We start from the raw sequence: 24795 nt of genomic DNA, 5'->3' as shown, positions 1-24795 counted from the left end.
ATAGAAAAACGCAACGTCTAGCGTTCTTCTTTTTATTGTACTATTGAACGAAAGCCGCTTCAAATAAGGAGTCTGAAAATTTTTCCGCTTTCTGCTTGCAAAGAGGATAGGCCATCCTTTATTATAATAATTGTGTTAGCACTCATAAGAGAAGAGTGCTAATAAAAAATATATGTAACCATTTTTGAGGAGGGTTTCATTTGTTAAAACCACTAGGTGACCGCGTAGTAATTGAGCTTGTAGAATCTGAAGAAAAAACAGCCAGCGGAATTGTACTTCCAGATTCGGCAAAAGAAAAGCCACAGGAAGGCAAAGTCGTGGCCGTGGGTACAGGACGTGTGCTTGACAGCGGAGAGCGTGTAGCACTTGAAGTTGCTGAAGGCGACCGCATTATCTTCTCAAAATACGCAGGAACAGAAGTAAAGTTTGAAGGAAACGACTACTTATTGCTCCGCGAAAATGACATTTTAGCTGTAATTGGCTGAGAATTCGCAAAAAGCGGCTTAATTTACCATTCAAAATGAACGACTAATAGAACCATCATTTAAAAGGAGGCACTTTTAACATGGCTAAAGACATTAAATTCAGTGAAGACGCGCGCCGCGCAATGCTTGCTGGTGTAGACAAGCTTGCGGATGCGGTAAAGGTAACGCTTGGACCAAAAGGACGCAACGTTGTATTGGAGAAAAAATTCGGTTCTCCGCTTATTACAAATGACGGTGTAACAATCGCGAAAGAAATTGAGCTTGAAGACGCGTTTGAAAACATGGGTGCGAAGCTTGTAGCAGAAGTAGCAAGCAAAACGAACGATGTAGCCGGTGACGGTACAACGACTGCAACGGTTCTAGCGCAAGCGATGATCCGTGAAGGTCTTAAAAATGTAACAGCAGGCGCTAACCCGGTTGGCATCCGTAAAGGAATGGACAAAGCGGTCGCAGCAGCTATAACAGAACTAAAAGGCATTTCCAAGCAAATCGAAGGAAAAGAATCGATCGCGCAAGTAGCGGCTATTTCTTCTGCTGATGAAGAAGTCGGCCAATTGATCGCTGAAGCAATGGAGCGCGTTGGCAACGACGGCGTAATCACAATCGAAGAATCAAAAGGCTTCACAACAGAGCTTGATGTAGTAGAAGGTATGCAATTCGACCGTGGTTATGCATCTCCTTACATGATTACAGATTCAGATAAAATGGAAGCGGTTCTTGACAATCCATATATCTTAATTACAGACAAAAAAATTACAAGCATTCAAGAAATCCTTCCAGTGCTTGAGCAGGTTGTTCAACAAAGCAAGCCGCTTCTATTGATCTCTGAAGACGTAGAAGGCGAAGCACTTGCAACACTTGTTGTAAACAAGCTGCGCGGTACATTCAATGCAGTAGCGGTTAAAGCACCAGGCTTTGGTGACCGCCGTAAAGCAATGCTTGAAGATATCGCAGTTCTAACGGGCGGCGAAGTGATCACAGAAGAGCTTGGCCTTGACTTGAAATCTACAGATATCACACAGCTTGGCCGTGCAGCGAAAGTTGTCGTAACAAAAGAAAATACAACAATCGTTGAAGGTGCGGGCGATTCTCAAAATATCGGCGGCCGCGTAAGCCAAATCCGCGCGCAATTAGAAGAAACAACTTCCGAATTTGACCGTGAAAAACTGCAGGAGCGTCTTGCAAAACTAGCAGGCGGCGTAGCTGTCATTAAAGTTGGTGCTGCAACAGAAACAGAACTAAAAGAGCGCAAACTTCGCATTGAAGATGCATTAAACGCAACACGCGCAGCCGTTGAAGAAGGCATTGTATCCGGTGGTGGTACAGCTCTTGTCAACGTATACAACAAAGTAGCTGAAGTAGAAGGCGAAGGCGACGTAGCAACAGGTGTAAGAATCGTTCTTCGTGCTCTAGAAGAGCCGCTTCGTCAAATCGCACGCAACGCAGGCCTTGAAGGTTCTGTTATCGTAGACCGCTTGAAGCGCGAAGAAGTCGGCATTGGCTTTAACGCAGCAACAGGCGAGTGGGTAAACATGATCGATACAGGTATCGTAGATCCAACAAAAGTAACACGCTCTGCTCTTCAAAACGCAGCGTCTGTAGCCGCTCTGTTCCTAACAACAGAAGCAGTTGTAGCAGACAAGCCAGAAGAAGGCGGCGGCATGGGCATGCCAGACATGGGCGGCATGGGTGGAATGGGCGGCATGATGTAATTTAAAGCGTTGAACATAACGTTTTAAAGCATCATCCACCATCTCATTTTGGAAAGCAGTTACAGCTGCTTTTCACCCAAAATGAGAACTGTTCACAAAATTAATTTTTTCTAAATTATAGACTACTTCCTGAAAATAGGAAGTAGTCTTTTTTCTTGAATTTGCATATCAGCATTTAACGGTGGCTAGAAGTTTAGAAACATAATTAGGATTAATATTCAAAATTACAAAGTATTGCGTGGTGTATTTGCTGGTTACTGGATTAATCATGGAGTTAGAAGTATTAAAGAAATCATTAGTAGTATGCTGCAAAAATTTACGTGATCTTTACAGATTCAATATATTTACACAATATAACCTTCTTATACTGGAATTTGTGTTGTTAATAAGTATTCAACTTCTCAAATTTCCGCTAAGAGATTGAATAAACTATTAATGGTGAAAATAAAAGGATTTGAAAAAGAAATCATTTAAAAGTTCGCAGTAGAAACGGAGAGATGTAAAAGGTATGAAGTTTATGAGAAGAAAATTAAGGAACTCAGTAACAACACTTGCAGTGCTAACGATGGGATGTTCTGCGCTTCCTGTTCAGGCCGCCAGCCAGTTTTCCGATATCGAGGGGAGCTTTGCGCAAAATGAAATTCAAACCTGGATTGATGCTGGCTTAATTAAAGGATACTCTGACGGTTCTTTTAAACCGGATGAATTCATTACTAGAGCGACTTTTATTGCGCTGGTTAACAGAGCTTTTGGATATACAAATGAAACTGAAATCAGCTTTAAAGATGTCTCTGCAGACTCATGGTATTACATAGAAGTAGCAAGAGCGATTGAAGCAGGCTATCTGCATGGTTATCCGAATAATACAATTAAGCCTCACGAAGCCATTACACGTCAGGAAGCCGCAAAAATGATCTCAATCATTAATAAGTTGAATAAGGATGAAAAAGCTGCAGATACATTCAAAGATTCATCCTCTATGCCGGCTTGGAGCAAAGGATTTGTAGGGGCTGTTTTAGCTGAAAATATTATGGCTGGCTATCCAGATGGAAGCTTTAAACCTCTCCAAAACATTACGCGTGCAGAAGCAGTAGTTACATTACATAATGCTTTGAAAAAAGAAAGGCTTTCAAAACCTTCAAAGCCACAGGGGACTGCTCAAAAAGTAAATACAGAGGCTCCTCAAACTGAGCAGCCTTTACCCGCAGTGGATAATGGTGGAAATGCAAATGATTCTGTTCTAAAGAATATAGCTGAGACCAATCCTTTTATTCATATTTTAGATGGTTTTGATCAAATCTGGTCAATGAATCAACCGGATTGGAGAGACGGAACAGCATTAACTAAACCAGGTGCAAATGGTGAGACTGCAGAATATGGCGACGGACCTACCGTTTATTTTGATGGGTATAAAAATGATGAAACAAAAATAGTAGCTGATAAGAAAACATATGCAAACGAAGAAATCAGAGATGCAGAGACTTGGGAAGCTAATATAAAATATGTGGAAGATGTTACGAAAAACAGAACAGATGAAGAAGCGTTAGCAGCCTATTACGATGATCAAAGAGATAAGATATATAGTATGCTAGATGCGTATGGGCCTTTAGCTAATACTTACGCAGATATAGTTAACCCGACAACAAGTATTGTAAGATCGCCAGAGGACATGAATAAGGTATTGGAAGAAGCAACTGCTGAAGACGAAAGCCAGGGAATGGGGCAATGGAAGGAATCTGAACTTTCAGATGCGATGGATTTAGTTCATTTAATTAGATTTAGAAATCCTTCTTCGTCAAACCCTGCCAAGTACTTTTTCTCTTCACCAAGGCCGTACAGAATGAATTCAAATGGAGAAGTGAAAGAAGTGGTTGATCAAAATGGTTTACCTGTTTGGGAAACAATCGGCAGTGGTGAAAGTGCAGTAGAAGAATTGCCTTCAGGCGGTAAAAAAGAAACAGGAGAAAAACATTTCCAGCAATATGAAACGAATGTGGAAGTAATTCCTGCATTAGAGTATGTAAGAAGAAAAGCGGAAGACGGAAGAGGAAAAGATGGAGCGTTTCCAAGTGGGCATACAAGTGCAGCGTATTTATCAACATTCGGATTTGCGTATGCAACACCGGAAAGATATGCTGAATTTTTAACAAGAGCAGCTCAAATGGGAGAAAATAGAATAGTGGCCGGAATGCATTCTCCACTTGATGTGATAGGAGGAAGAATACAATCTACAGCAATGACTGCATTCGCATACAATCTTGCAGAAAACAAAGAGGTATTGGATAAGGCGTATGAAAATGCTGGAGAGGTATTCGGTGAATTAGCCCAATCAAAAGGAATGACCTTGTACGAATATGCACATACGATAACAGAGGATTATAACTTTGAAAGTGCGTACGATGAAGAAAAATGGGAAGATCATGAAGCAAATAAAGCTTTCTATCGGGAAAAACTTACTTACGGATTACCTCAGACAGGAACAAAAGGTTTAGACCCTGTAGTACCTGAAGGGGCGGAAGTTTTATTGGAAACTCGTCAACCTTATTTAACAGATCAACAACGCAGAGAAGTATTATATACCACAGAAATTGAATCAGGCTACCCTGTAATAGATGAGTCAAATGGTTGGGGAAGAATTGATTTGGTAACAGCAGCTGATGGGTACGGTGCGTTTTTAAACAATGTAACAGTCCATATGGATGCTTCAAAAGGAAGATTTAATGCCCATGATTGGTGGAGAAATGATATTACTGGCAGCGGTATGCTTACCAAGAAAGGGACAGGAATGCTTACATTGACAGGAGACAACAGTTATACAGGAGGCACATTGCTAAAAGAAGGAACATTAGAAGCTACTTCTACAGCTGCTTTTGGTAAAGGAGATCTTTATTTAGAAAATGGAACAGTTGCAGTTGATGCAGATGGATCTTTAAATCTAAATGGCAATTTCACAATAGAAGATGGAAACTTAGATATTGCAATGGACGATGATAACAGTCAAGTAAATGTTGATGGACTTTTATACCTTGATGGTGGGGACCTGAGTTTAGATCTTTCTAATTATAAAATAGGAAAGGATAAAGACATTACGTTAATCACTGCCGACAAGGTGAAAGGTAAATTCGATAATGTAACTGCTAGTGGTTACAAGGTAACTGTTAAATATAAAGATAACAGTGTTATTGCAAGTATCAAAGCAAAAAAATAGCAATTGGTCATTCCAGATATCTAAGCTGCCGACTATTGTCGGCAGTTTTTTTCGTGTGCCCGGCATGGGTTACAACTAGTTGATGAAAATCCATTACAGAACTGGCAGGAGGAACTGTTAGCGCTATCGCAGGTTAGAATCGGGAGGGAGCGGGACGCAAAATCCTGAACTGACGAACAGAAACTGTATACAAGGCAGATTCAGAACGGACAAGTTTGCGATCCAAACCAAAGTCCAATATTGTACAACCTCCGTACAGTAAATACAGCAGTTACATGGGAGGAAGGTGATAATTCTGACCAGGAGAGGTCTCGCAATGGTCAGTCAGGGTAAAATATTCTACAGTAAGTTGAAAGTAATTTGCTGACACTTGAAATATCTTTCAATATTACAAAGCCGTTTATTCTTTTAGCCTGAAACAGCAATGAAAGTCTTTTTTATATAAAAGACGGTCCCTGGACTTTTTTCTAAGAAGTCCAGGACCCGTCCCACATACCTGCCAGGTACCCGATACCTTTTATTTATTGTTTATTTGAATCGCCGCTAAGAGCCTCCGGGATCATTGTAAAGCCTTCAATGACAGTGTCTTCTTCCACTTCGATCATGAGGTAGCGTTTCCCGTTGAAAAGAATTTGTTTCACATAGCTCAAATCCTGCGGGCTGATTGAAATGTTTGCTGCTTTCGTGCTGATTTTAATGGATTTTGACGTGTATTTCGGCAGGATGCTGCTGGCTTTGATCTCATATTTGTCATCATCTATGATTTTTTGATAGGCTGATTCAATTTTTTCCGAATTGATCTCTTCAAGGCCGCTCATCTTTAAAACTCGTTCTACATCCCTGGCATCTAATTTTGGCGGTTCTTCCTCTTCATTTTCCTCGATCATTCGGTTAATTTCTTCATATACATTAGAGAGTGTAGACGTGCTTAGCTGATCTCCGGTTACGTTTTTAATGATTTCCTCGAAAACGATTTTATCGTCTTTTGCCGTCATCGTTTCCTCCCCGTTTAATACGTCCTCTATAAACTGGTGATCGGGCTCATGCACCTTGCCTGCTGAATAAAGAATGTGATTCACGTCTGCTGTATTATCGGTGAAGCAGGGAAACAGAAAACCTGAGAGGGGGGTGTTGAGATTAATAATGGGATCAAGGACAAAATGATATTTGAATTCTTTTTCAACATAGTCAAAAAGTAGTTCTTTTTTTGGCTCCTGTGTGTTATTGATGCTGCACAAAATAAACGGATGAGAATAAACGGTATCCCGTTCGCTTTCTTCAGCTTCTTGGTTACGGCGCTTCATTGGCTTGAAATATTCCCCGCGAATAAATGTAACGACAATATCCTTCTCATATTGCCGAAGTGCAAGCATTTTGCCGACAATTTGAAGCATTTGCTCTTTCCAGCCGTCTACGTCAGCGCTCAGTAATCCTTGATGCAAAATGAGCTGGCTATTATTTTGGGCTTCCCGTTGAAACTTTAACTCAAAAAGCTTCTCATCCAATTGGCCGGCAAGTAATTTTTTAAAGTTATTCATAAATAATTCCTGCTGATCCTGGTCCAGCATTTCAAAGGGCTGGCTTTGATGATGGTAAATGTCGCTTGATTCCTTCATAATATACACATTAAAAATATCAGAGATTTTAAGTAAGTCATTATCTACTTTGAATTGCTTCCGAATATGTGCGATGTCTTTTTTGTTCATAGTTTCATCCACTCCTAAACTGCCCTGATTGGCATATGTACTAGAATAACAAATAACCTCCGTCCTTTACATAACTCATTCGTTTTAAATAATATTTTAATGATAGATCCTTTCACATTTGAAAATCCTATAAAAGAACCATTCTCCATCAGGCTTCTCTTCCATTCTTTCTATACTGAATCTTCAAAGTATTGATAGTTGCAAAATGATTACAACTTCTTGTGAAAATATTGTCGCATTTTGTCGTTTGTTATAAAATGAGCAGGTCTAAAAAATGATCCTTGTATAATATCAGTGAAATGGTCTGATAGTTTCTACCCGGCAGCCATAAATGCCGGACTACAGGGAAGTGTGGATAAACGAAGAGAAAAGCACGCAGACGGTTTCCTGTATACAGATTCTTTATGGATCACTGTATTCGGCAATGGGATTTCCAAAACTCTTTTTTTCATGCTTCGGGCTGTGGCTGTGGATGAAACGAAGGGCTTACTTATACAGGGAATCCTAGATAGGGAGCTGTTGGTGTGTTTTTTTTATTAAATATGGTTGGGATTCTAGTCGTTTTTGGCCTGGTATTTCTTTGTTCTCCCAACAAGAAACAGGTAAAGTGGCGTCCTATTGCTGCTTTAATCGTCGTGGAACTGCTCATTACCTGGTTTATGCTGGGAACAAAAATCGGGGCGTGGATTATTGATAAAATTGCCTCATTTTTTACTTTTCTCATAGACTGTGCAAATGAGGGGATTTCTTTTGCTTTTCCGTCGGTGATGGCGAATCCTACGGTTGATTTTTTCTTTAGTGCGTTAATGCCCATTATTTTTATCGTTACCTTCTTTGACATCCTTAGTTATTTTGGTGTTTTAACATGGATTATCGATAAGGTAGGATGGATTATTTCTAAAATTTCAGGGCTTCCCAAGCTGGAAAGCTTTTTTTCACTGCAAATGATGTTTCTCGGGAATACAGAAGCGCTGGCTGTGATTCGGCAGCAGCTTTCCGTATTGAAGGATAACCGCCTGCTTACCTTTGGCATTATGAGCATGAGCAGTATCAGCGGATCGATCATTGGCGCTTATTTAAGCATGGTGCCGGGAGAATATGTTTTTGCGGCGATTCCTTTAAACTGCTTGAATGCTTTGCTGTTAGCCAGCGTTTTAAACCCGATAGAAGTGAGCAAAGAGGAAGACATTGTTTATGTTCCTTCGAAAAAAGAACGCACTGATTTTTTCTCGACCATTTCAAATAGTATGCTTGTCGGGATGCGAATGGTTATCGTGATTTTAGCAATGGTGATCGGCTATGTTGCCCTGACGGCTTGCTTGAATGGCATACTGGGATTTGTTATAGAAGGGCTGACGGTCCAAAAGATTTTCTCCGTTATTTTCAGCCCATTTGCTTTTCTTCTTGGTCTGTCCGGCCATGATGCTATGTACGTTGCTCAGCTCATGGGTATCAAGCTTGCTACAAACGAATTTGTGGCCATGATCGACCTGCAAAAAAACATCCATACCCTGCAGCCTCATACGGTTGCAGTAGCGACAACATTTTTAACTTCTTTCGCAAACTTCAGTACGGTCGGTATGATTTACGGGACAATCAGTTCAATCATGGGTGATGAAAAGTCCAAAATAATAGGGAAAAATGTGTGGAAGCTTTTAGTGAGCGGCATCGCCGTCTCACTTTTGAGTGCTATGTTTGTTGGTTTGTTTGTCTGGTAAAACAAGAGATCTGAAACGGGTTCGATTACGGAACCGCACGTTCAATAGGAGAAAGCGCAGGGCTGAAGGCAGGCTTTTAGGTGAATAAGTCAGCCATCAAAATCGTCATATCAAAGAAGGCTTTTCGTCAGTTTAGTAAACAGATGAAAAGCCTTCTTTTTTATTATGTAGCTGCTTTTTATGAATTGACCTGCTCATCGATTATTTTTTTGTAAATTTTTTCATTGATAAAACGTAATCATTACGATAATATTAAAACGTAATCATTACGAAATAAGGGGATTTACGATGCGAAAGATGAAAATAAACAACAAGCATTTTTTTTGGAAGGGTTTGTTTAAGGGTGCCGTATTAGCAGTTTGTCTTGGCTTGCTGGGAGCCTGCGGACAGTCTTCGACAGGTACAACTGCGTCAAAAAACGGGGATAAGCATGTTCATTTTCTTTATAATTTTTCAACAAATTCTTTAGATCCTCATGTAGATTCAAGCTACGTACCGTTAAGGGCAGGGATAACAGAAACACTTGTTCGACTGGATGAAAAAAAGCTAACGATCGCACCATGGCTTGCAAAAAGCTGGGAAGGGGAAGACGGCCAGAATTGGACGATTCACCTGCGTGAAAATATAACCTTTCAAAATGGAAGGAAAATGGATGCGAATGCTGTGAAAGCTTCTTTAGAACGGGCGTTAAAAGAAAGCAAAGCTGTTCAAAATGCGCTGAAAATCAGTTCGATTGAAGCAGACGGTTATACACTCCATATTACAAATACGGAGCCTTTTCCCGAATTTATTTCTGAGCTGGTAAATCCGAATGTTTCGATTATCGATGTAACCGAAAAAGATATCGTCAATAAACCGGTTGGCACAGGGCCTTTTACGCTCACATCATTTGTGCCGGGAAGTAAGCTGGATCTTGAGCGCTACGACGACTACTGGGACGGGGCATCCAAACTGGATTCAGTTACATTTTCATTTAATGAGGATGCTAATGCGCGTTCACTTGCACTGCAATCGGGGCAAGTTGATATTGTGTACCGTCCGGAGGTAGAAAGCCTGGAGACATTGCAAGCAGAACCCCATATAAAAGTAGAGTCGACTGAAACCTTCCGTGTTCATCAAATGACGATGAATATGCAGCGGGAAAGCTTAAAGGATGTTCATGTACGCCGCGCGGTTGATGCGCTCATTGACCGCCAGGAAATTGTCGATACCATTTTGCTGGGATACGGAGAAGTAGCGGAAGGGCCGTTTTTGCCATCGCTGCCGTTTGCGCCGAAGTATGAAAAGCAGCCACAATCCGGCTCTGAGGCGGCTGTTCAATATTTACAAAAAGCGGGCTACACACTTAAAGATGGAAAAATGCAGAAGGACGGCAAGCCGCTTCAGTTTACTCTTTTAACATACAGTGCGCGAGCGGATTTGCCGTTGATTGCACAGGTTTTCCAATCAGATGCAAAGCGAATTGGGATTGATGTGAAGATTCAGCAAATTGAAATCCCAGAAGAGTATATGGCGTCTAACCGTGATTGGGACTTGGCTACATACAGCAATTTAACAGCGCCGCGTGGTGATGCCGGATATTATTTAAATGCTACCTATCATCCAAAAGGCGCCTTGAATTTCAGTGGTGCAGAGGAGCCGGAGCTGACGAAAATCATTGATAAGCTGAACCAGACGGTTGGTCAGAAAGAACGTGCCGTGCTGGCAGAGCAAGCAGCGGATTACGTACATGACAATGCCATCAATTCCTTTGTGCTTCACCCATCGACAATTGTTGCCTACAACAATGAAAAAGTAAAAAACTGGGTCACGACGCGCAGCGAGTATTACATGATTACAAATCAATTGGATGTGAAGTAAATGCTTCAAATTTTTATACGCAAGTTTCTTGAAGTCACGCTTTTTCTTCTGTTTATTACGTTTGTCAGCTTTTTGTTTGTTCGTCTGGCGCCGGGAGATCCAGCTTTAACCATCTTGAACGTGGACGAATTGTCTGTCAGCCAGGAGCAGGTCGAAGCGTTGCGGGAGGATATGGGGTTTAACAAGCCGTTGCTCGTTCAATACGGGCTCTGGCTTTTTAATTTTGTTCAGCTTGATTTCGGTCAGTCTTATGTAACCGGCCAGCCTGTAATAGACATGATTGCAACGGGGCTTCCCGCTACGCTTGAACTGGCGGCGGGTGCCATGCTGGTGATGCTGGTGGTATCGATTCCGCTCGGCTCTCTGTCCGCTCTTTATCGAAACAGCTGGATCGACCATATCAGTCGTTACGCCTCCATTGTTGGAGCGGCGATTCCAAGCTTCTGGCTTGGCTTAATTTTTATTAATATATTTGGCGCGCAGCTAAACTGGCTGCCGACGATGGGAAGAAACGGGCTCGTCTCGTTGATTTTACCGTCGCTTACGCTGGGGCTGGCGATTTCGAGTGTGTATGTTCGTTTGCTTCGCTCCAGCCTGCTTGATTCACTTGGCCAGGAGTTTATTCGCGCTGCAAGAGCGCGCGGATTATCCGAGATGCGTATTTTCTTTGTTCACGCCCTTCGTCACAGCCTGCCGCCTGTTATTACGGTATTTGGTGTCAGTTTAGGCAGCTTAATTGGCGGTGTAGTCGTGATTGAAGTGTTGTTTGCGTATCCCGGTGTTGGAAAAATGGTTGTGGATGCGATACGTCAGCGTGATTATCCGCTGATTCAAGGATACATTTTAGTTATGGCGGTCATTGTGTTCGTTGTGAATACATGTGTAGATATATTCTACCGCTATTTAAATCCTGAAATGAAGTTGAAAGAAAGGAATACACAGTCATGAAAGATTTTTCTATACCACTGTCGAAAAAAAACAAGCACAGCTGGCAGGGGGCTGTTGCTTTTGTTGTGGTGGCAGCTGCATTGGCCGGAGCCATTTATACCTTTTTTTACTTGAGGTATGACCCGACGTTAACCAATATGGGGGGCCGCCTTCAAGGCATGAGTATGGAACACCCGCTTGGCACAGACCATCTTGGGCGTGATGTTTTAACCCGGCTTTTCCTTGGGGGACAGCAGACAATCGGATACAGTTTTTTGGCCCTGCTCGCTGCTTTAATGATAGGTGTTCCTTTTGGACTTGTTTCTGGATACAAACGCGGCTGGGTTGATCGTATGTTTATGCGCATTGCAGATGGTTTTTTAGCTTTTCCCGATACGATCGTTGCCATTGTTTTAAGCGGCTTGCTTGGACCGGGCATTGGCAATCTTGTGCTTGCTATTGTCATGGTGAAATGGGTGAGCTACGCCCGCCTCGTCCGAAGCTCGGTTTTATCAGAATCACAAAAAGAGTACGTGCTAATTGCCCGGACAAACGGGCTGTCGTCCAAAAAAATTATGGTGAAGCATTTGTTTCCGCATATAGCGGGGCATGTACTGGTTCTCGCCAGCCTTGATCTTGGGAAAATTATTTTACTTATTTCTTCCTTATCTTATATTGGTCTTGGCGCTCAGCCGCCCACTCCCGAATGGGGTGCTATGCTGAATGATTCACGCCCGTATTTTCAATCCATGCCTTCGTTAATGATTTATCCGGGTCTGGCGATTGTCATTGTGGTGCTGTTAACGAATATGATGGGGGATTATCTTCGTGACCGTTTTGATGTGAAAAAGGAGGTTCAATCATGATTTTATCTGTAGAGCAGCTGACGATCATCACCAGGGAAAAGCAGCTGGTCAAAAATGTGTCTCTCGCTATCCGAGAAGGGGAATGGTTTGCACTGGTAGGGCAGAGCGGCAGCGGGAAAAGTGTTCTCTCACAGGCCATTGGACAAATGCTTGCCCCGAATTTAAAGGCAGAAGGAAAAATTACCTTTCAAAAAAAAGATCTCCTGGCTTTATCTAAAAAAGAGATGCGAACTGTGCGTGGAGGGAAAATTGCTTACATTTTTCAAGATTATCAAGGCTCTTTTACCCCGTTCCGGACAATTGGCCAGCATTTGGATGAATACCAAAAAGCCCATGGAGTTCATTCGATCAAAACCCGCCTGGCTCAGACGAAAGAGGCGCTCGATTCTGTCGGCTTAAATGAAAGCGTGGCTGATCAGTATCCGTTTCAGCTGAGCGGCGGCCAGCTGCAGCGTGTATCTATTGCGATGGCTCTTTTGCTTTCACCGGATTTATTGATTGCTGACGAGATTACGACGGCTCTTGACAGTGTTTCCGGGCACCGGATTTTAGAGCTGCTGGCTAAGCGACAAAAAGAAACAGGCTGTGCCATTTTATTTATTACACACGACTGGCGCCATGTGAGACGCTGCGCGGACCGCATCGCGGTAATGAAAGAAGGGGAAATGATTGAATCGGGAGGAAAGCACCGCATTCTTGATCATCCACAACATCATTACACAAAGCAGTTAATTGAAGCAGCGCCTATTCTTGGGCGGGGTCTTCCATCTGGTTTACAGGAGGCCGGGAACAGATGACGCTTCTTGCAGTGCAGCAATTAATGAAATCGTATGGAACAGGAAAACTGGCTGTTAACAACCTTTCCTTTGAGCTGAATAGGGGAGAATGTCTTGGGCTTGTTGGAGAAAGCGGCTGTGGCAAAAGCACGCTAGCCCGCTGCCTGCTGAAGGTAGAAGAGGTTGATAGCGGCTCGATTTTCTTTAAAGGTGAAGCGATTGAAAGGTACACAGAACGACAGCTGCATCCTTATCGGAGACAGATGCAAATTGTGTTTCAAAATCCATCAGCTGCTTTGAATCCAAAGCTTAAAATAAAGGATTCACTGATTGATCCATACAGCCAGTTCCAAAAAGAGATCGAGCTGGCTCATTTTTCATATACGTCTAAAAAGGCGTTTATCAAACAGCTGCTAGAAGCGGTTGAATTGCCGGAGGATATAGCGAACCGATATCCACACGAGCTGAGCGGCGGACAAAAGCAGCGCGTGACCATCGCTCGGGCCATTAGTATTGAACCGGAACTGATTGTACTGGACGAGCCGACTGCAAGCCTGGATGTTATTTCACAGGGGGCGGTTCTTGATTTATTAACAGAGCTTCGCCAGACGCTTAATCTTTCTTATTTGTTTATTTCACATGATCTGGCTGCTGTAAACAAGTTGAGCCAGCGCATCATGGTGATGAAGGAAGGAAAGCTAATTGATCAATTTAGCCGGGATCAGTTATTTTCGGAGAAACGCCATCCATATACAAAAGAGTTGATTTCGATCTTTTAAAAAAACCTTTTATTTTGTGAATAGTATATTTGCATAATAAAGGGGAAAAAATCCTGTATGATCTGCGCAAGTAACATTCACTTGTTGCAGATCTTTTTTTTGGCAAGTAATCAGCACCTATTTTAAGCAGCCAGGAGGAAGCGGTTAAAGTAATGAGAAAAGCACATTATAGGAGGAAAGTATTTTCCATTGTTTTTGTTGACAAGAGTCGCCTAACTGATTATAATCTTTCTTCGTGGAGAATTATTTCGTATACGAAATGTTTCAGTAGGAAATATAAAAGTGTGCAAGAAAGGAGGGATGAGAAGCGTGCTGAATAATGAAATTTTAGCTTCGTTTTGGAGGATCAATAAAGCGATCAATAAATTAATAAAGCAGGATGCGGATCGACTTGGTATCACGGTTGTGCAGCTGAAAGCCATTTACATCATTAACTTGAATCCGAATATAAGCCTTGGAGAATTGGCTGAAAAGATGATGCTGACAAACAGTACGGTCAGCGGTGTCATTGAGCGGCTCGTTCACAGCGGACTAGCTGAAAGAATCGTTCCGCCAGAAGATCGAAGAAGCGTTTTTATTGACTTAACGGATAAAGGAAGGACGATGGTTGAGCAAATTGTTTCTTCTGAATCCAGGTTAGTGAAGAAATTAAATGAGATTCTCGAGATGCCGGAAGAGGAAATTTCTTATCTTTTGCGGCTACATCAAATTGTTTTAACAAAGCTCTCATCAGAGGAGGAATAGGAGTTATGAACGCAAAGCGTTTAATTTTAATTAACATTATTATCTTATTGGTGTTAGTAGGCGGCGGTGTAGGCGGTTATGCTTACTATAATAAAGCTGTAAACTACTTATCGACAGACAATGCCCAAATTTCTGGACAACAGGTAACCGTTTCTGCACCTGCAAATGGAAAGCTGACAGAATGGAAAGGCAATGTTGGAGAAGATTTTTCAAAGGATGCAAAAGTAGGAACACTTTCAGTAACAGGAACAGACGGACAAACAACACCAATGAATATTACACTTCCAACAGCGGGAACGATTGTACAAAGCACAGCGGTTCAGGATTCATTTGTGGCTGCTGGAACACCGCTTGCTAAAGTGTATGACTTAAATAATTTGTGGGTTACGGCTAATATCGAGGAAACAGAAGTAGATCAAGTGGATGTAGGACAAGATGTAGACATTTATGTAGATGCTTTCCCGAATTCAACCCTAAAAGGAAAAGTAACACAAATTGGTTCAGCAACAGCTGGAACTTTCTCATTACTGCCAAGTTCGAACAACACAGGAAACTTTACAAAAGTGACACAGGTAGTTCCTGTAGAAGTATCGATTGATGACAGCAAGGGTGTAGCGATTGTTCCTGGTATGAACGTAACTGTGCGAATTCATAAGTAGGTGATTACATGTTAATATATGCTGCAGTTTATGTTCTTTTATGTGCTTTAGTGTTACTGTTGTTTAATTTCAGAGCGGTGAAACGAAGAAAACAGAACATGAATCAAACGGTTATGCGTGAAGAAGCCGGGAAAAATCCTGTGCAAGCCAGTCTTGAACAGGAAAAGAGCAGCGATCAGGCTGATACCACACAGAGTTTATCTGAAGAAGTAGAAGACGTACTTCAAAACTCTGCTGTGTCAGAACCGGCATTAGAATATGTAGAAGCAGATGTTCAACCGAAAGAGGAAGTAAAAGAAAAACAGAAACAGAGCGGAGCAGAAGGCTTACAAAACATCCAAACAGGCAGAATTTTAACAGCTTTAATGCTTGGTGCTTTTGTTGCCATTTTAAACCAGACGCTGCTTAATGTAGCGATTCCGCATATTATGAATGATTTAGGGGTTTCAGCCAATACCGTGCAATGGCTGACAACAGGCTATATGCTGGTGAACGGAATTTTAATCCCGGTGACAGCGTTCCTTATTGAAAAGTTTGGGACAAGGAAGCTGTATATTACGGCTATCTTGCTGTTTACCGTTGGCTCACTCGTTTGTTCGTTATCTGTGAACTTTACAATGCTGATGATCGGACGGGTCATTCAAGCGAGCGGAGCCGGAATTATCATGCCGCTTCTTATGACGGTATTTTTCGTGCTGTTCCCTCCGGAAAAGCGTGGAAAAGCGATGGGTCTCATGGGTGTCGTTATGATTTTTGCGCCTGCCATTGGACCGACCTTATCAGGGTGGCTTATTGGGCACTATTCGTGGAGACTACTGTTTGACATTGTGATTCCAATTGGTGTCATTGTGCTGATCTTAAGCTTTTTATGGATGAGAGACGTCACAAAAGTGACGAATCCAAAATTTGATTTGCCAGGATTTTTATTTTCTACCCTCGGTTTTGGATTCCTGCTGTACGGCTTTAGTGAAGCAGGGAATGACGGGTGGGACAGTGCTACAGTCGTCATCTCGTTAACAATCGGGATTATTTCGTTGATCGCCTTCGTATGGCGGGAGCTGACAACTGACAAGCCAATGCTTGACTTACGTGTGTTTAAATACGATATCTTTGCTCTAACGACCGTTGTCAGCATGATCGTAAATATGGCGATGTTTGGCGCAATGATTCTGCTTCCGATTTACCTGCAGAATATCCGCGGCTTTACAGCGCTTGAATCGGGACTCTTAATGCTTCCAGGGGCTATTGTGATGGGGATTATGTCTCCAATTGCCGGTGCGCTTTTTGATAAAATTGGCGCTAGATGGCTCGGCGTTATTGGTTTAACAATTACGGTTTTAACAACGTGGCAGTTCACAATGCTCAGCATGACCACAAGTTACAGCCATCTGCTTCTTCTTTATGTACTGCGGATGTTCGGCATGTCCTTTATTATGATGACGATCATGACAGAAGGTCTTAATCAGCTGCCACGCCACCTTGGTTCACATGGAACCGCTGCTTCCAATACAGCCAGACAGGTAGCCGGAAGTATCGGAACAGCGTTTCTTGTAACGGTAATGACGACCAGACAGGGGGCTCATTACGGTGCGTATCAACATACGGTTACAAGCTCTAATTCCTTCCTGTCAAATCAGTTTGATCAGCTTGGTCAGAGCTTGTCTGCCCTTGCCCACTTGCCGGGCGCAGCAGGTAACCAGCTTACAACCCAGCTTATTTACGGTCAGGCTGTACAGCAATCAACCATTGATGGCATTAATGATGCTTTTATGGTAGCAACAGGTCTATCGGTACTGGCATTAATTCTTGTCTTTTTTGTGAAACGGGCACGAATTGAAAAACAATAATTGTTTTAAAGCCATTCAATCAGGTGTAAATTCCTGTTTGAATGGCTTTTTTTTATAAGCGAAAATGAATGGTTCTTTTTATGGAAAAGTACGATCTATACACTTGATAAAACAGGCAAAATGAGAAAAAGTGAAAAAAACATTTGGGAGGGGCGGAATGTATTATTCCGTTTGATAAAGCAGCCCTTTCCTGCGAATTTGGTTTTCCATCTCTCCTGAAAATGGAATAGCAGGATGAACGGTATAGCGGACAGGCTGCTTTGCCAGCCTGGCTATTTCTTTTTCCTTTTCTTTCAAAGCGTGTGCTTCTAACTGCAAGGCTTTCGCTGTAATCCAGTCAAATTTTTTTATAATATGGGGAGAGCAGCCATTCACATGAATAAAATGAGCCATTAAATCCGCCCATTGTTCTTCTGTGGACACCATCTCGGTCCGGATAATATGGTGAAAAGCGTGGCATTTTCGGCAAATAAGCTGGATGCTGAGCAAGTGACACACTTTATGGTCAAAATCGTATCGCTCTACTTCATGAAGATGAAGGTGCTTGATGTCGGCTTCTTCGGCGGGTCTCCAGCCGCAAACCGTACACTTATTTCCTTGCTGTTCAAGTATAAAAGGGCGCAGCTTCTTTCTCCAAAAGTATGAGGACACTGTTTTTCGAACTGTATGTCCATGAAAAAGCGGCGGCTTGGCAGAAGGCAGCAGTTTAAAAGCAGTTAAATCCAGCTCTTGCATTCTTTCTTGATGGATCCTATTTGTTTCCGTTTCAATGCTCATACGCTCACCTGCCATTATGTAATAAAGCTGTTTTTTTACACTTAAGCCGGATTGGACAGGGGTCTTTACAGCCTACCAATGTTTTGATCTTTAAAATAAAAGATTGACCGGTCTAACGCTCTTTTTGTTAAAGAAAAGTATTGGAAAATTAATCATCACCTATAAAACTAGCATAATAATTCCGGAAGCAGAATACAACCAGACAGGAGAGAAAAAATGAAAAGAATCTTTATTTTGTCAGGACCGGCGGGAGCAGGGAAATCAACTGTATCAAGGAAGCTTGCGGAGGCTCTTCGCAAAAGCACTTACATAGAAGGGGATACGATTAATCATATGATTGTTAGAGGATAGGTTCCACCGTGGCAAAGCAATGAAACTCTTTCGCTTGTTTGGAAGAATATCACTGATTTAAGCGCTAACTTTCTACATACCGGTAAAAACGTAATTATTGATTATGTAGCATTTACGGAAGACGTAACAGCACTTTTTGAAAGATTGAAAAGCAAAGAGAGTGATATTGACGTAAGGTATGTGGTGCTGTGGGCAGATGAAAAAGAGCTGTTACAAAGGAATGCGCTGCGACCAACACGGGAACAGATGGGAGCGAGATGCTCGGAATTGATGGAGGAGTTTCAAAATAAACAAATAGAAGAACGGTTTTTTTCCGCACGCCCAATATGTAGTCATTTGATTGGGACCGTATGGTAGTGGAGATCAAAACAAGTGACCGGTTTATTTATCACACAGCATCAAAAAGAGAGTAAGAGAATGAAGCCCATTTCAATAAAGAAGCAGAGGCTTTCGGGCCGATAAAAAAAGAAACACACCATATAAACTTTTTGGAAAACGAATATCTTCTTGACGACTCTATTTTTCAACACTGTGAGGGAGAGCCATTCATTGAAATGGCTCTCTCAGACTGTAGACAAATGATTGATAATTGTCACATGAATAGGATAGATCGGCAGCGTCCGGGCAGCTCCGCTTTCCATGGGGCAGGGGCAGGCGCTGAGCCCGACTGTCCCGGCCTCAGCTGCCCTCCCGCCTCCAAGTGGCTTGCAACAAAATTGTATAGGACTAATGCGGTGGTGTTTTTCTTTTTGAAAAAGAAAAAGAGTTTATTTGGCCTCTGTTTGTTGATCTTCAACACCACTTAGTGAAGACTGGCGGACGAAGACTCCTGCGGGACGTACAGTGAGTTGGGAGATCCCGCAGGCGCAAGCCGAGGAAGCTCCCGCACTGCCCTAAGGTGTGCGCAGTCCGGCAGGCTTTACTTATCCGCTCATTTTTGAAAGAGAAAGACTTTACTTACACATTGGGAGAGCCATTCGTTGGAATGGCTCTCTTTTTTAATGTTCTATAAGAAAGAGGTTATCCCTTCGGCGGATAAGGATCATGGCCATAGCTGTTGGCTTCTCCGATTTGTCCATTCCTTTTATGGATCCTATGTTCTGTTTTGCCCTTTTTTGCTTGTTCACGCCCACGCTGTTCTGCTTCCGCTTTTGTTGGGTGATGGCTGATTGTTTTGCCGCCCTGCTTATTGTCCCAGCCGCCTTTGTGATTGGGAACAGTATGAACCTCTGGCTCTTTTTTGTCTGCCATAACAGTTAACCCCTTTCATTGCTTTTTAGTTATTTTTCCTTTTTTCAACTGAGGCAAACGTAAAGGGAGGTTATATAAACAAACGGCTTTAAATGAAAGTCAATTCCTTTAGCAAAAAGGACTTTTGCTGATGTAAAGAAAAGTTTTTTTCATACTTCCAAATGAAACCATTGACTCCCTTTTATTTGTTGTTATAATTATGAACAGATTCATGTTAGGAAATCTGACAAAGGGTGAGGAGCATGAAAAAAATTGAAGCCATTATTCGGCCGGAAAAAATTACTGAAACAATCAAAGGATTAAAACATATTGGTGTAACCGGTTTTACCGTCTCGCAAGTGGTAGGCAGAGGGAAACAAAAAGACACACAGGGGGTATATCGGGGGAAAAGCTATAAGGTAACCCTTCATCCAAAAGTGAAGCTAGAGATTATTTTATCCGATTACATGGTAAGCACGACAATCGAAACCATTATTCAGTCCGCACAAACAGGAGAAGACGGAGATGGGAAAATTTATGTGTATCCGATTCTAGAAGCCTACAATATTCGCACAGGCCAGCCAGATGTTGAAATTGATGATGTGAAGCAGGGAGGGAGAAGCTGATGGAAGTCATCCATTTAAATACAATCTGGGTCGTGATTGCCGCGGCGATGGTGCTGTTTATGGAGGGCGGCTTTAGTTTGCTGGAAGCCGGTTTTGTGCGGACGAAAAATGCAGTTAACGTAACGATGAAAATTTTTGTGGATTTAACGATAGGTGCATTAGCGTTTTGGATCGTTGGATTTGGCATTATGTATGGAAACGATGCATTTGGCTTGATTGGGACAAGCTTGTTTGGCAGTCCGGAAAAAATTGCTCTTTCCATCGACCTTCCGAGTGCAGCGTTCGTATTGTTTCAAATGGGCTTTGCCGTTGCCTGTGTATCAATCGTGTCAGGAGCCGTAGCAGAGCGAATGAACTTTAAGGCATATATTTTAACAGCAGCAATGATTTGCTTATTCGTTTATCCGCTGTCCGGACACTGGATTTGGAACAGTGACGGCTGGCTGGCGCAGCTGGGCATGAAGGACTTTGCCGGCTCGGCAGCAATTCATGCGCTCGGAGGCTTTGTGGCTTTTGCAATGGCAAAGCGTTTAGGTGCGAGGAAAGGCCGCTTTAACTCAGACGGAAGTGTGAATGTATTTGCACCAAGTAACATTCCCCTTGCTTCTGCAGGTGCCTTTATCTTATGGTTTGGCTGGTTTGGCTTTAATGCGGGCAGCACACTTGATGCGACTAATGTATCGCTGGCGGCGATTGCCCTGCATACAATGCTGGCAGGGGCAAGCGGCGGAACCACTGCATTATTAATAACAATGAGCAAGTTCGGTAAAGCAGACCCGAGTATGACGATGAATGGTGTATTAGCCGGCCTTGTAGCCATAACAGCAGGCTGTGCATTTGTAGAAAGCTGGAGCGCGATTGTAATCGGTGCGATCAGCGGCATCATTGTTGTTTATGCTACATTGCTTGTAGATATTTTGAAAGTTGACGATCCTGTAGGAGCTGTAGCAGTTCACGGATTTAACGGTGTCTTTGGAACAGTTGCGGTGGGATTATTCGATTCGTCTCAAGGACTTTTCACAACCGGCAGTGCGACACTGCTGGGCGTTCAAGTGCTGGGCGCAGCAGTTGTAATTGTATGGGGGCTGACTGCTGGTCACCTCATGGCTGTCATTTGTGAAAAAACAGTCGGCCTGCGTGTGAGTGAACGGGAGGAAGAGGAAGGGCTCGATATGGCTTTTCATGGTATTCCTGCCTACAATGAACTGGAGCGTTTTACCGATGTGCCAACGAGCCTGTATGATTTTGAAGAAACAACGGGTATTACTGTAGCACCAATCCATAACAAAAAAGCAGCGGTAAAATAAAAAAGAGAAGCTGTCGGCCTCGGTCGACAGCTTTTTTGTTTCTACTTGTTGTAAAAAGAAGGGTGGACTCCTTTCTTAATGAACCTCGGCGCGTTTTTTTGCATCCATTAAATATTGGACAAATACTTCATCACGAGCCAGCCAGGCCGTCTCGTGCCGCTTTAAAAAGTGTTCACCTTCTTCAAAGCTCGAAAACGTTTCTGAACGCTGTTTATGATTTTGTTCAAGTCCCCATTGTTCAGGAGACAAAGGATAAAGTAAAAAGCTGTCTTCCTGCCTGTTGGTGTACAGGGCGCCGAAAGAGCTGTCAAGAAGGTTGTATCGATTTCGTTTCGCATCTTCTCTCAGCGGTTCATGGCCGAATACGTCCGTGACGAATAACCCGAAAGCTTCTGCTGATAGGGAACAGCCGGCTGCTTTTGCATGACCGCCGCCGCCAAAAAGCCCGGCGGTGCGTGAAACGTCAACGGAATCATGGATGGTCCGGAGGCTGATCCGCTTGCTGCCCATACTAAGGATGGCGATGTAATCGAGGTGGGAAAACTCTTTACTTAATTCATTTCCAAGTTCAGAGTGATACGATTCCGCATGGACAATGCCGGCCCATTGGTCGTGTATGTGGGCCTGCACAACCTCGCGCTTTTTCCGGCGGATGTACCGCTCTGTTTTTCTTTCCTCCATATCAAGTAGTTTTTCTTCAAATTCATTAAAGAAAAACTGATCTCCTGTTTTCAGCCGGCTCAGCATGGCTTCTTCAAATTCATCCATTGACACCAAAAAGAAAAGAGCATTCAGCCGCTGGGCCTTTCGATTGCCGAGTCTTTCCCATTCCCACGTATCATACTGACGGACAAGCTCGACAAACTCAGCTACGACCGCTGAGTGTGTAAGGTGGCCATGTTTCAGCAGATAATCATAAAACAAGGAAGTAGCTGAAGCCGGGCGGCCTTCCTTTTCTTCTACCACTACATGTCCCCATTTATAGTCGTTTAAATGCAGCGCGGTTTTATGGTGATCAAGCAGTTGGACTTTTCCGCCTGCTTGATAAAATTGATTGAGCTTTGCTTCATTTTCTTCGTTCACAGACAAGTCGGTAATAAAAAGAAACGTGTTCGGATCGCCGTTTTCTAAAAACCACTCCACTTCCTGGTTCAAGCCGGAAATAGAGTTGTAACGGACACTCACATCAGGGCCGAAAGCAAGCCTGGCTAAAATTCCGCATGAAACGCCGTCCAGGTCGTTATGCGACAACAGTTTGTACATATTTTTTCACCTCAGAACGTAGTATGAGAACAATGGGCAAAAAATATTGAATGGGAACCGGTATTTTTGGAAGTATGCCGCTTTTTATTTTGGATAAAATAGAAAGAAAAGGAGTGAAAACATGACGCTCATTCGTCTCGGTTACGCAGCTATGAGCATGAACATTCAAAATGGATCTCCATCTCAAACGATGACCCATGCCCAGTTTTCGAAAATTAAGGACAGGGAAGCGGCGATCCACAAATTAGAGCGCATTGCTATGTCGAATATCAATAACTGTCTGCGGCTGCTCCGGCATAATGCAGCTCATGACATCCAATTTTTTCGTCTTAGCTCTAAGCTGATCCCGATGGCGAACCATCCAGAGCTTCCGGACTGGAATTACATAAAGCCACTCGGTGAAAGCCTGGGGGCGATTCGTTCGTTTTTAAAGGAGCATAAGGGTATGCGGGTTGATTTTCACCCCGATCATTTTGTCGTGTTGAATACACCAAAGACCGATATATTAAAAACAGCCGTTTATACACTTCGTATGCACCGGCTGCTCTTAAAGGGGATGGGGATTCAGCCTGACCACCGCTGCGTGATTCATGTAGGCGGGGGCTATCGCGATAAGGAAGAAGCGCTGGAGCAGTTTGTAGAAAACTGGAGTCTTCTTCCTTCTTCCCTGCAGCGCATGATTATGCTTGAAAACGATGATAAAACCTTTACCATTCGTGAAACGCTTTACTTATGTGAAAAGCTTGGCATTCCAGCAGTATTTGACTATCATCACCATGCCGCCAATCATGAAAAAGAAGCAAATTGGGAAGAAGACTGGAAGCGTGTAGTGGATACCTGGAAGTCGTCTTCACTGCCTGTAAAAATGCATATGTCGAGTCCAAAGTCAGAAGAAGATTTCAGAGCCCATGCGGATTTTATTGATGAAAAGGAATTTCTGCATTTTCTTCATCACGTGAAAGGAAGCGTCCCGCAAATTGATGTAATGATTGAAGCGAAACAAAAAGACAATGCGCTTTTCGCTCTTATGAAAAAATTGAAAAAAGAAGGAATAGAGCAGGTTGATGGAGCCAGCTTTTATATACCTGGATAAAGGAAAAGAGGCGGACATAAGTCAATGGAAGGTTTTTAAAACAGGCAGGCTCTTAAAGCATAAAGCCAATCCTTTTGATAAAGGATTGGCTTTATATGGTCCTGCCCTATTTTCGCTTCAGATTCATCTTCTTGCGTTTTCTTGGTACATCTATTGCAGTCATCTCACAGCCGGCTTCTGTCCCGTATGGATCGCTTGAGCCTTGATTCGCTTTTCCGGACTGTGCCGGCTGCCCTTGGTTATTGCTCGTACCAGATTTTGGGTTAGAAGCGGCGGCAGACATATCAGATCCAGCTTCTGTGCCATACGGATCCGAGGCATTTTGCTGGCTTTTTCCAGCTTGTGCGGAGCTGTCCTGTTTGTTGCTCCGTCCAGGTTTTTGGTTGCCGAAGGTAAAGGACGTATCCGAGCCGGCTTCTGTGTTATACTGATCGGATGAATTCTGCTGGTTTTGCCCGGCTTGTGCGGAGCTGCCCTGTTTGTTGTTTTGCCCGGCTTTTTGATTGCCGGAGGTTATGGACATATCGGAACCGGCTTCTGTACTATACTGGTCAGATGAATTTTGCTGGTTTTGCCCGGCTTGTGCGGAGCTGCCCTGTTTGTTGCTCCGTCCAGGTTTTTGATTGCCGAAAGTAAAGGACGTATCCGATCCAGCTTCTGTACTATACTGGTCGGATTAATTCTGCTGGCTTTTTCCAGCTTGTGCGGAGCTGCTCTGTTTGTTGCTTTGCCCGGCTTTTTGATTGCCGGAGGTCATGGACATATCGGAACCGGCTTCTGTACTATACTGGTCGGATGAATTCTGCTGGTTTTTCCCGGATTGTACGGAGCTGCCCTGTTTGTTGTTTTGCCCGGCTTTTT

22 protein-coding genes and 1 riboswitch are annotated in these 24795 nt (G+C 43.0%); of the genes, 16 read left to right on the top strand and 6 right to left on the bottom strand.

All coding sequences use genetic code 11. From position 1 onward, the window contains the following. Window positions 1-200 precede the first annotated feature (200 nt). From groES to VP97_RS20990, 3 genes are all read left to right on the top strand, one after another. Window positions 201-485, top strand: a complete 285-nt coding sequence (gene groES, locus VP97_RS21000; protein ID WP_050184120.1) for a co-chaperone GroES — start codon at window positions 201-203, stop codon at window positions 483-485. A gap of 80 nt (window positions 486-565) precedes the next feature. Then, window positions 566-2197: a chaperonin GroEL gene (gene groL / locus VP97_RS20995; protein WP_050184119.1), complete on the top strand. Its 1632-nt coding sequence runs from the start codon at window positions 566-568 to the stop codon at window positions 2195-2197. A 517-nt stretch (window positions 2198-2714) separates the two neighbouring features. Continuing rightward, window positions 2715-5405 (top strand): S-layer homology domain-containing protein, encoded by a 2691-nt coding sequence (locus tag VP97_RS20990; RefSeq protein ID WP_082220488.1) that lies wholly within the window; start codon window positions 2715-2717, stop codon window positions 5403-5405. A 521-nt stretch (window positions 5406-5926) separates the two neighbouring features. Here VP97_RS20990 and VP97_RS20985 read toward each other — a convergent pair. Continuing rightward, a complete protein-coding gene (locus VP97_RS20985; protein ID WP_050184117.1) occupies window positions 5927-7111 on the bottom strand; it encodes a DUF4317 domain-containing protein in 1185 nt (394 codons plus the stop codon). Between the two features lie 261 nt (window positions 7112-7372). Then, window positions 7373-7473: riboswitch (purine riboswitch) on the top strand. A gap of 162 nt (window positions 7474-7635) precedes the next feature. On the opposite strand from VP97_RS20985, the gene VP97_RS20975 reads away from it, so the two are divergent. The 9 genes from VP97_RS20975 (at window position 7636) to VP97_RS20935 (ending at window position 17287) form a co-directional block, all read left to right on the top strand. Further along, window positions 7636-8829, top strand: coding sequence for a nucleoside transporter C-terminal domain-containing protein (locus tag VP97_RS20975; protein ID WP_050184115.1), 1194 nt, complete (start codon window positions 7636-7638; stop codon window positions 8827-8829). A 297-nt stretch (window positions 8830-9126) separates the two neighbouring features. Then, on the top strand, window positions 9127-10689 hold the full coding sequence (gene nikA / locus VP97_RS20970) for a nickel ABC transporter substrate-binding protein (protein ID WP_050184130.1): 1563 nt from the start codon (window positions 9127-9129) through the stop codon (window positions 10687-10689). After that, window positions 10690-11637, top strand: a complete 948-nt coding sequence (gene nikB, locus VP97_RS20965) for a nickel ABC transporter permease (RefSeq protein ID WP_050184114.1) — start codon at window positions 10690-10692, stop codon at window positions 11635-11637. Beyond that, window positions 11634-12482 (top strand): nickel transporter permease, encoded by an 849-nt coding sequence (gene nikC, locus VP97_RS20960; RefSeq protein WP_050184113.1) that lies wholly within the window; start codon window positions 11634-11636, stop codon window positions 12480-12482. The genes nikB and nikC overlap by 4 nt, the downstream gene beginning before the upstream one ends. After that, window positions 12479-13279 (top strand): ABC transporter ATP-binding protein, encoded by an 801-nt coding sequence (locus VP97_RS20955; protein ID WP_050184112.1) that lies wholly within the window; start codon window positions 12479-12481, stop codon window positions 13277-13279. The genes nikC and VP97_RS20955 overlap by 4 nt, the downstream gene beginning before the upstream one ends. Beyond that, window positions 13276-14037, top strand: coding sequence for an ABC transporter ATP-binding protein (locus VP97_RS20950; protein ID WP_050184111.1), 762 nt, complete (start codon window positions 13276-13278; stop codon window positions 14035-14037). Before VP97_RS20955 ends, VP97_RS20950 begins: the two co-directional genes overlap by 4 nt. Window positions 14038-14346: 309 nt before the next feature. Then, entirely contained in the window at window positions 14347-14781 is a 435-nt protein-coding gene (locus tag VP97_RS20945) for a MarR family winged helix-turn-helix transcriptional regulator (RefSeq protein WP_050184110.1), read from the top strand. 5 nt (window positions 14782-14786) lie between these two features. Then, a complete protein-coding gene (locus VP97_RS20940) occupies window positions 14787-15440 on the top strand; it encodes an HlyD family secretion protein (protein ID WP_050184109.1) in 654 nt (217 codons plus the stop codon). Between the two features lie 8 nt (window positions 15441-15448). After that, complete coding sequence (locus tag VP97_RS20935) at window positions 15449-17287, top strand: DHA2 family efflux MFS transporter permease subunit (RefSeq protein WP_050184108.1); 1839 nt, start codon at window positions 15449-15451, stop codon at window positions 17285-17287. Between the two features lie 162 nt (window positions 17288-17449). Here VP97_RS20935 and VP97_RS20930 read toward each other — a convergent pair whose 3' ends face one another. Further along, the gene (locus tag VP97_RS20930; protein ID WP_050184107.1) at window positions 17450-18064 is read right to left on the bottom strand and encodes a hypothetical protein; all 615 of its coding nucleotides are present in this window, start codon (window positions 18062-18064) and stop codon (window positions 17450-17452) included. Window positions 18065-18280: 216 nt separating this feature from the next. Here VP97_RS20930 and VP97_RS24595 point away from each other — a divergent pair, with 216 nt between their 5' ends. Next, complete coding sequence (locus VP97_RS24595; protein ID WP_245629952.1) at window positions 18281-18415, top strand: nucleoside/nucleotide kinase family protein; 135 nt, start codon at window positions 18281-18283, stop codon at window positions 18413-18415. Window positions 18416-19435: 1020 nt separating this feature from the next. Here VP97_RS24595 and VP97_RS20915 read toward each other — a convergent pair. After that, complete coding sequence (locus VP97_RS20915) at window positions 19436-19666, bottom strand: DUF2188 domain-containing protein (RefSeq protein WP_050184105.1); 231 nt, start codon at window positions 19664-19666, stop codon at window positions 19436-19438. A 242-nt stretch (window positions 19667-19908) separates the two neighbouring features. Here VP97_RS20915 and VP97_RS20910 point away from each other — a divergent pair, with 242 nt between their 5' ends. Both VP97_RS20910 and VP97_RS20905 read left to right on the top strand, forming a co-directional pair. Beyond that, entirely contained in the window at window positions 19909-20271 is a 363-nt protein-coding gene (locus tag VP97_RS20910; protein ID WP_050184104.1) for a P-II family nitrogen regulator, read from the top strand. Continuing rightward, the gene (locus tag VP97_RS20905; protein ID WP_050184103.1) at window positions 20271-21578 is read left to right on the top strand and encodes an ammonium transporter; all 1308 of its coding nucleotides are present in this window, start codon (window positions 20271-20273) and stop codon (window positions 21576-21578) included. Before VP97_RS20910 ends, VP97_RS20905 begins: the two co-directional genes overlap by 1 nt. A gap of 75 nt (window positions 21579-21653) precedes the next feature. On the opposite strand, the gene VP97_RS20900 is transcribed toward VP97_RS20905, so the two are convergent. Continuing rightward, entirely contained in the window at window positions 21654-22841 is a 1188-nt protein-coding gene (locus VP97_RS20900; protein WP_050184102.1) for a DHH family phosphoesterase, read from the bottom strand. A gap of 121 nt (window positions 22842-22962) precedes the next feature. Here VP97_RS20900 and uvsE point away from each other — a divergent pair, with 121 nt between their 5' ends. After that, window positions 22963-23934, top strand: a complete 972-nt coding sequence (gene uvsE, locus VP97_RS20895) for a UV DNA damage repair endonuclease UvsE (protein ID WP_050184101.1) — start codon at window positions 22963-22965, stop codon at window positions 23932-23934. Between the two features lie 106 nt (window positions 23935-24040). Here uvsE and VP97_RS20890 read toward each other — a convergent pair whose 3' ends face one another. Further along, on the bottom strand, window positions 24041-24457 hold the full coding sequence (locus VP97_RS20890) for a hypothetical protein (RefSeq protein ID WP_050184100.1): 417 nt from the start codon (window positions 24455-24457) through the stop codon (window positions 24041-24043). Window positions 24458-24610: 153 nt separating this feature from the next. Continuing rightward, the coding region (locus VP97_RS24310) for a hypothetical protein (RefSeq protein WP_216594939.1) at window positions 24611-24795 on the bottom strand (185 nt) is incomplete at its 5' end.

Origin of the sequence: Domibacillus robiginosus (assembly GCF_000966195.1) — a bacterium.
Lineage (GTDB): Bacteria > Bacillota > Bacilli > Bacillales > Domibacillaceae > Domibacillus > Domibacillus robiginosus.
This window is presented reverse-complemented; position numbering and strand designations above follow the sequence as displayed.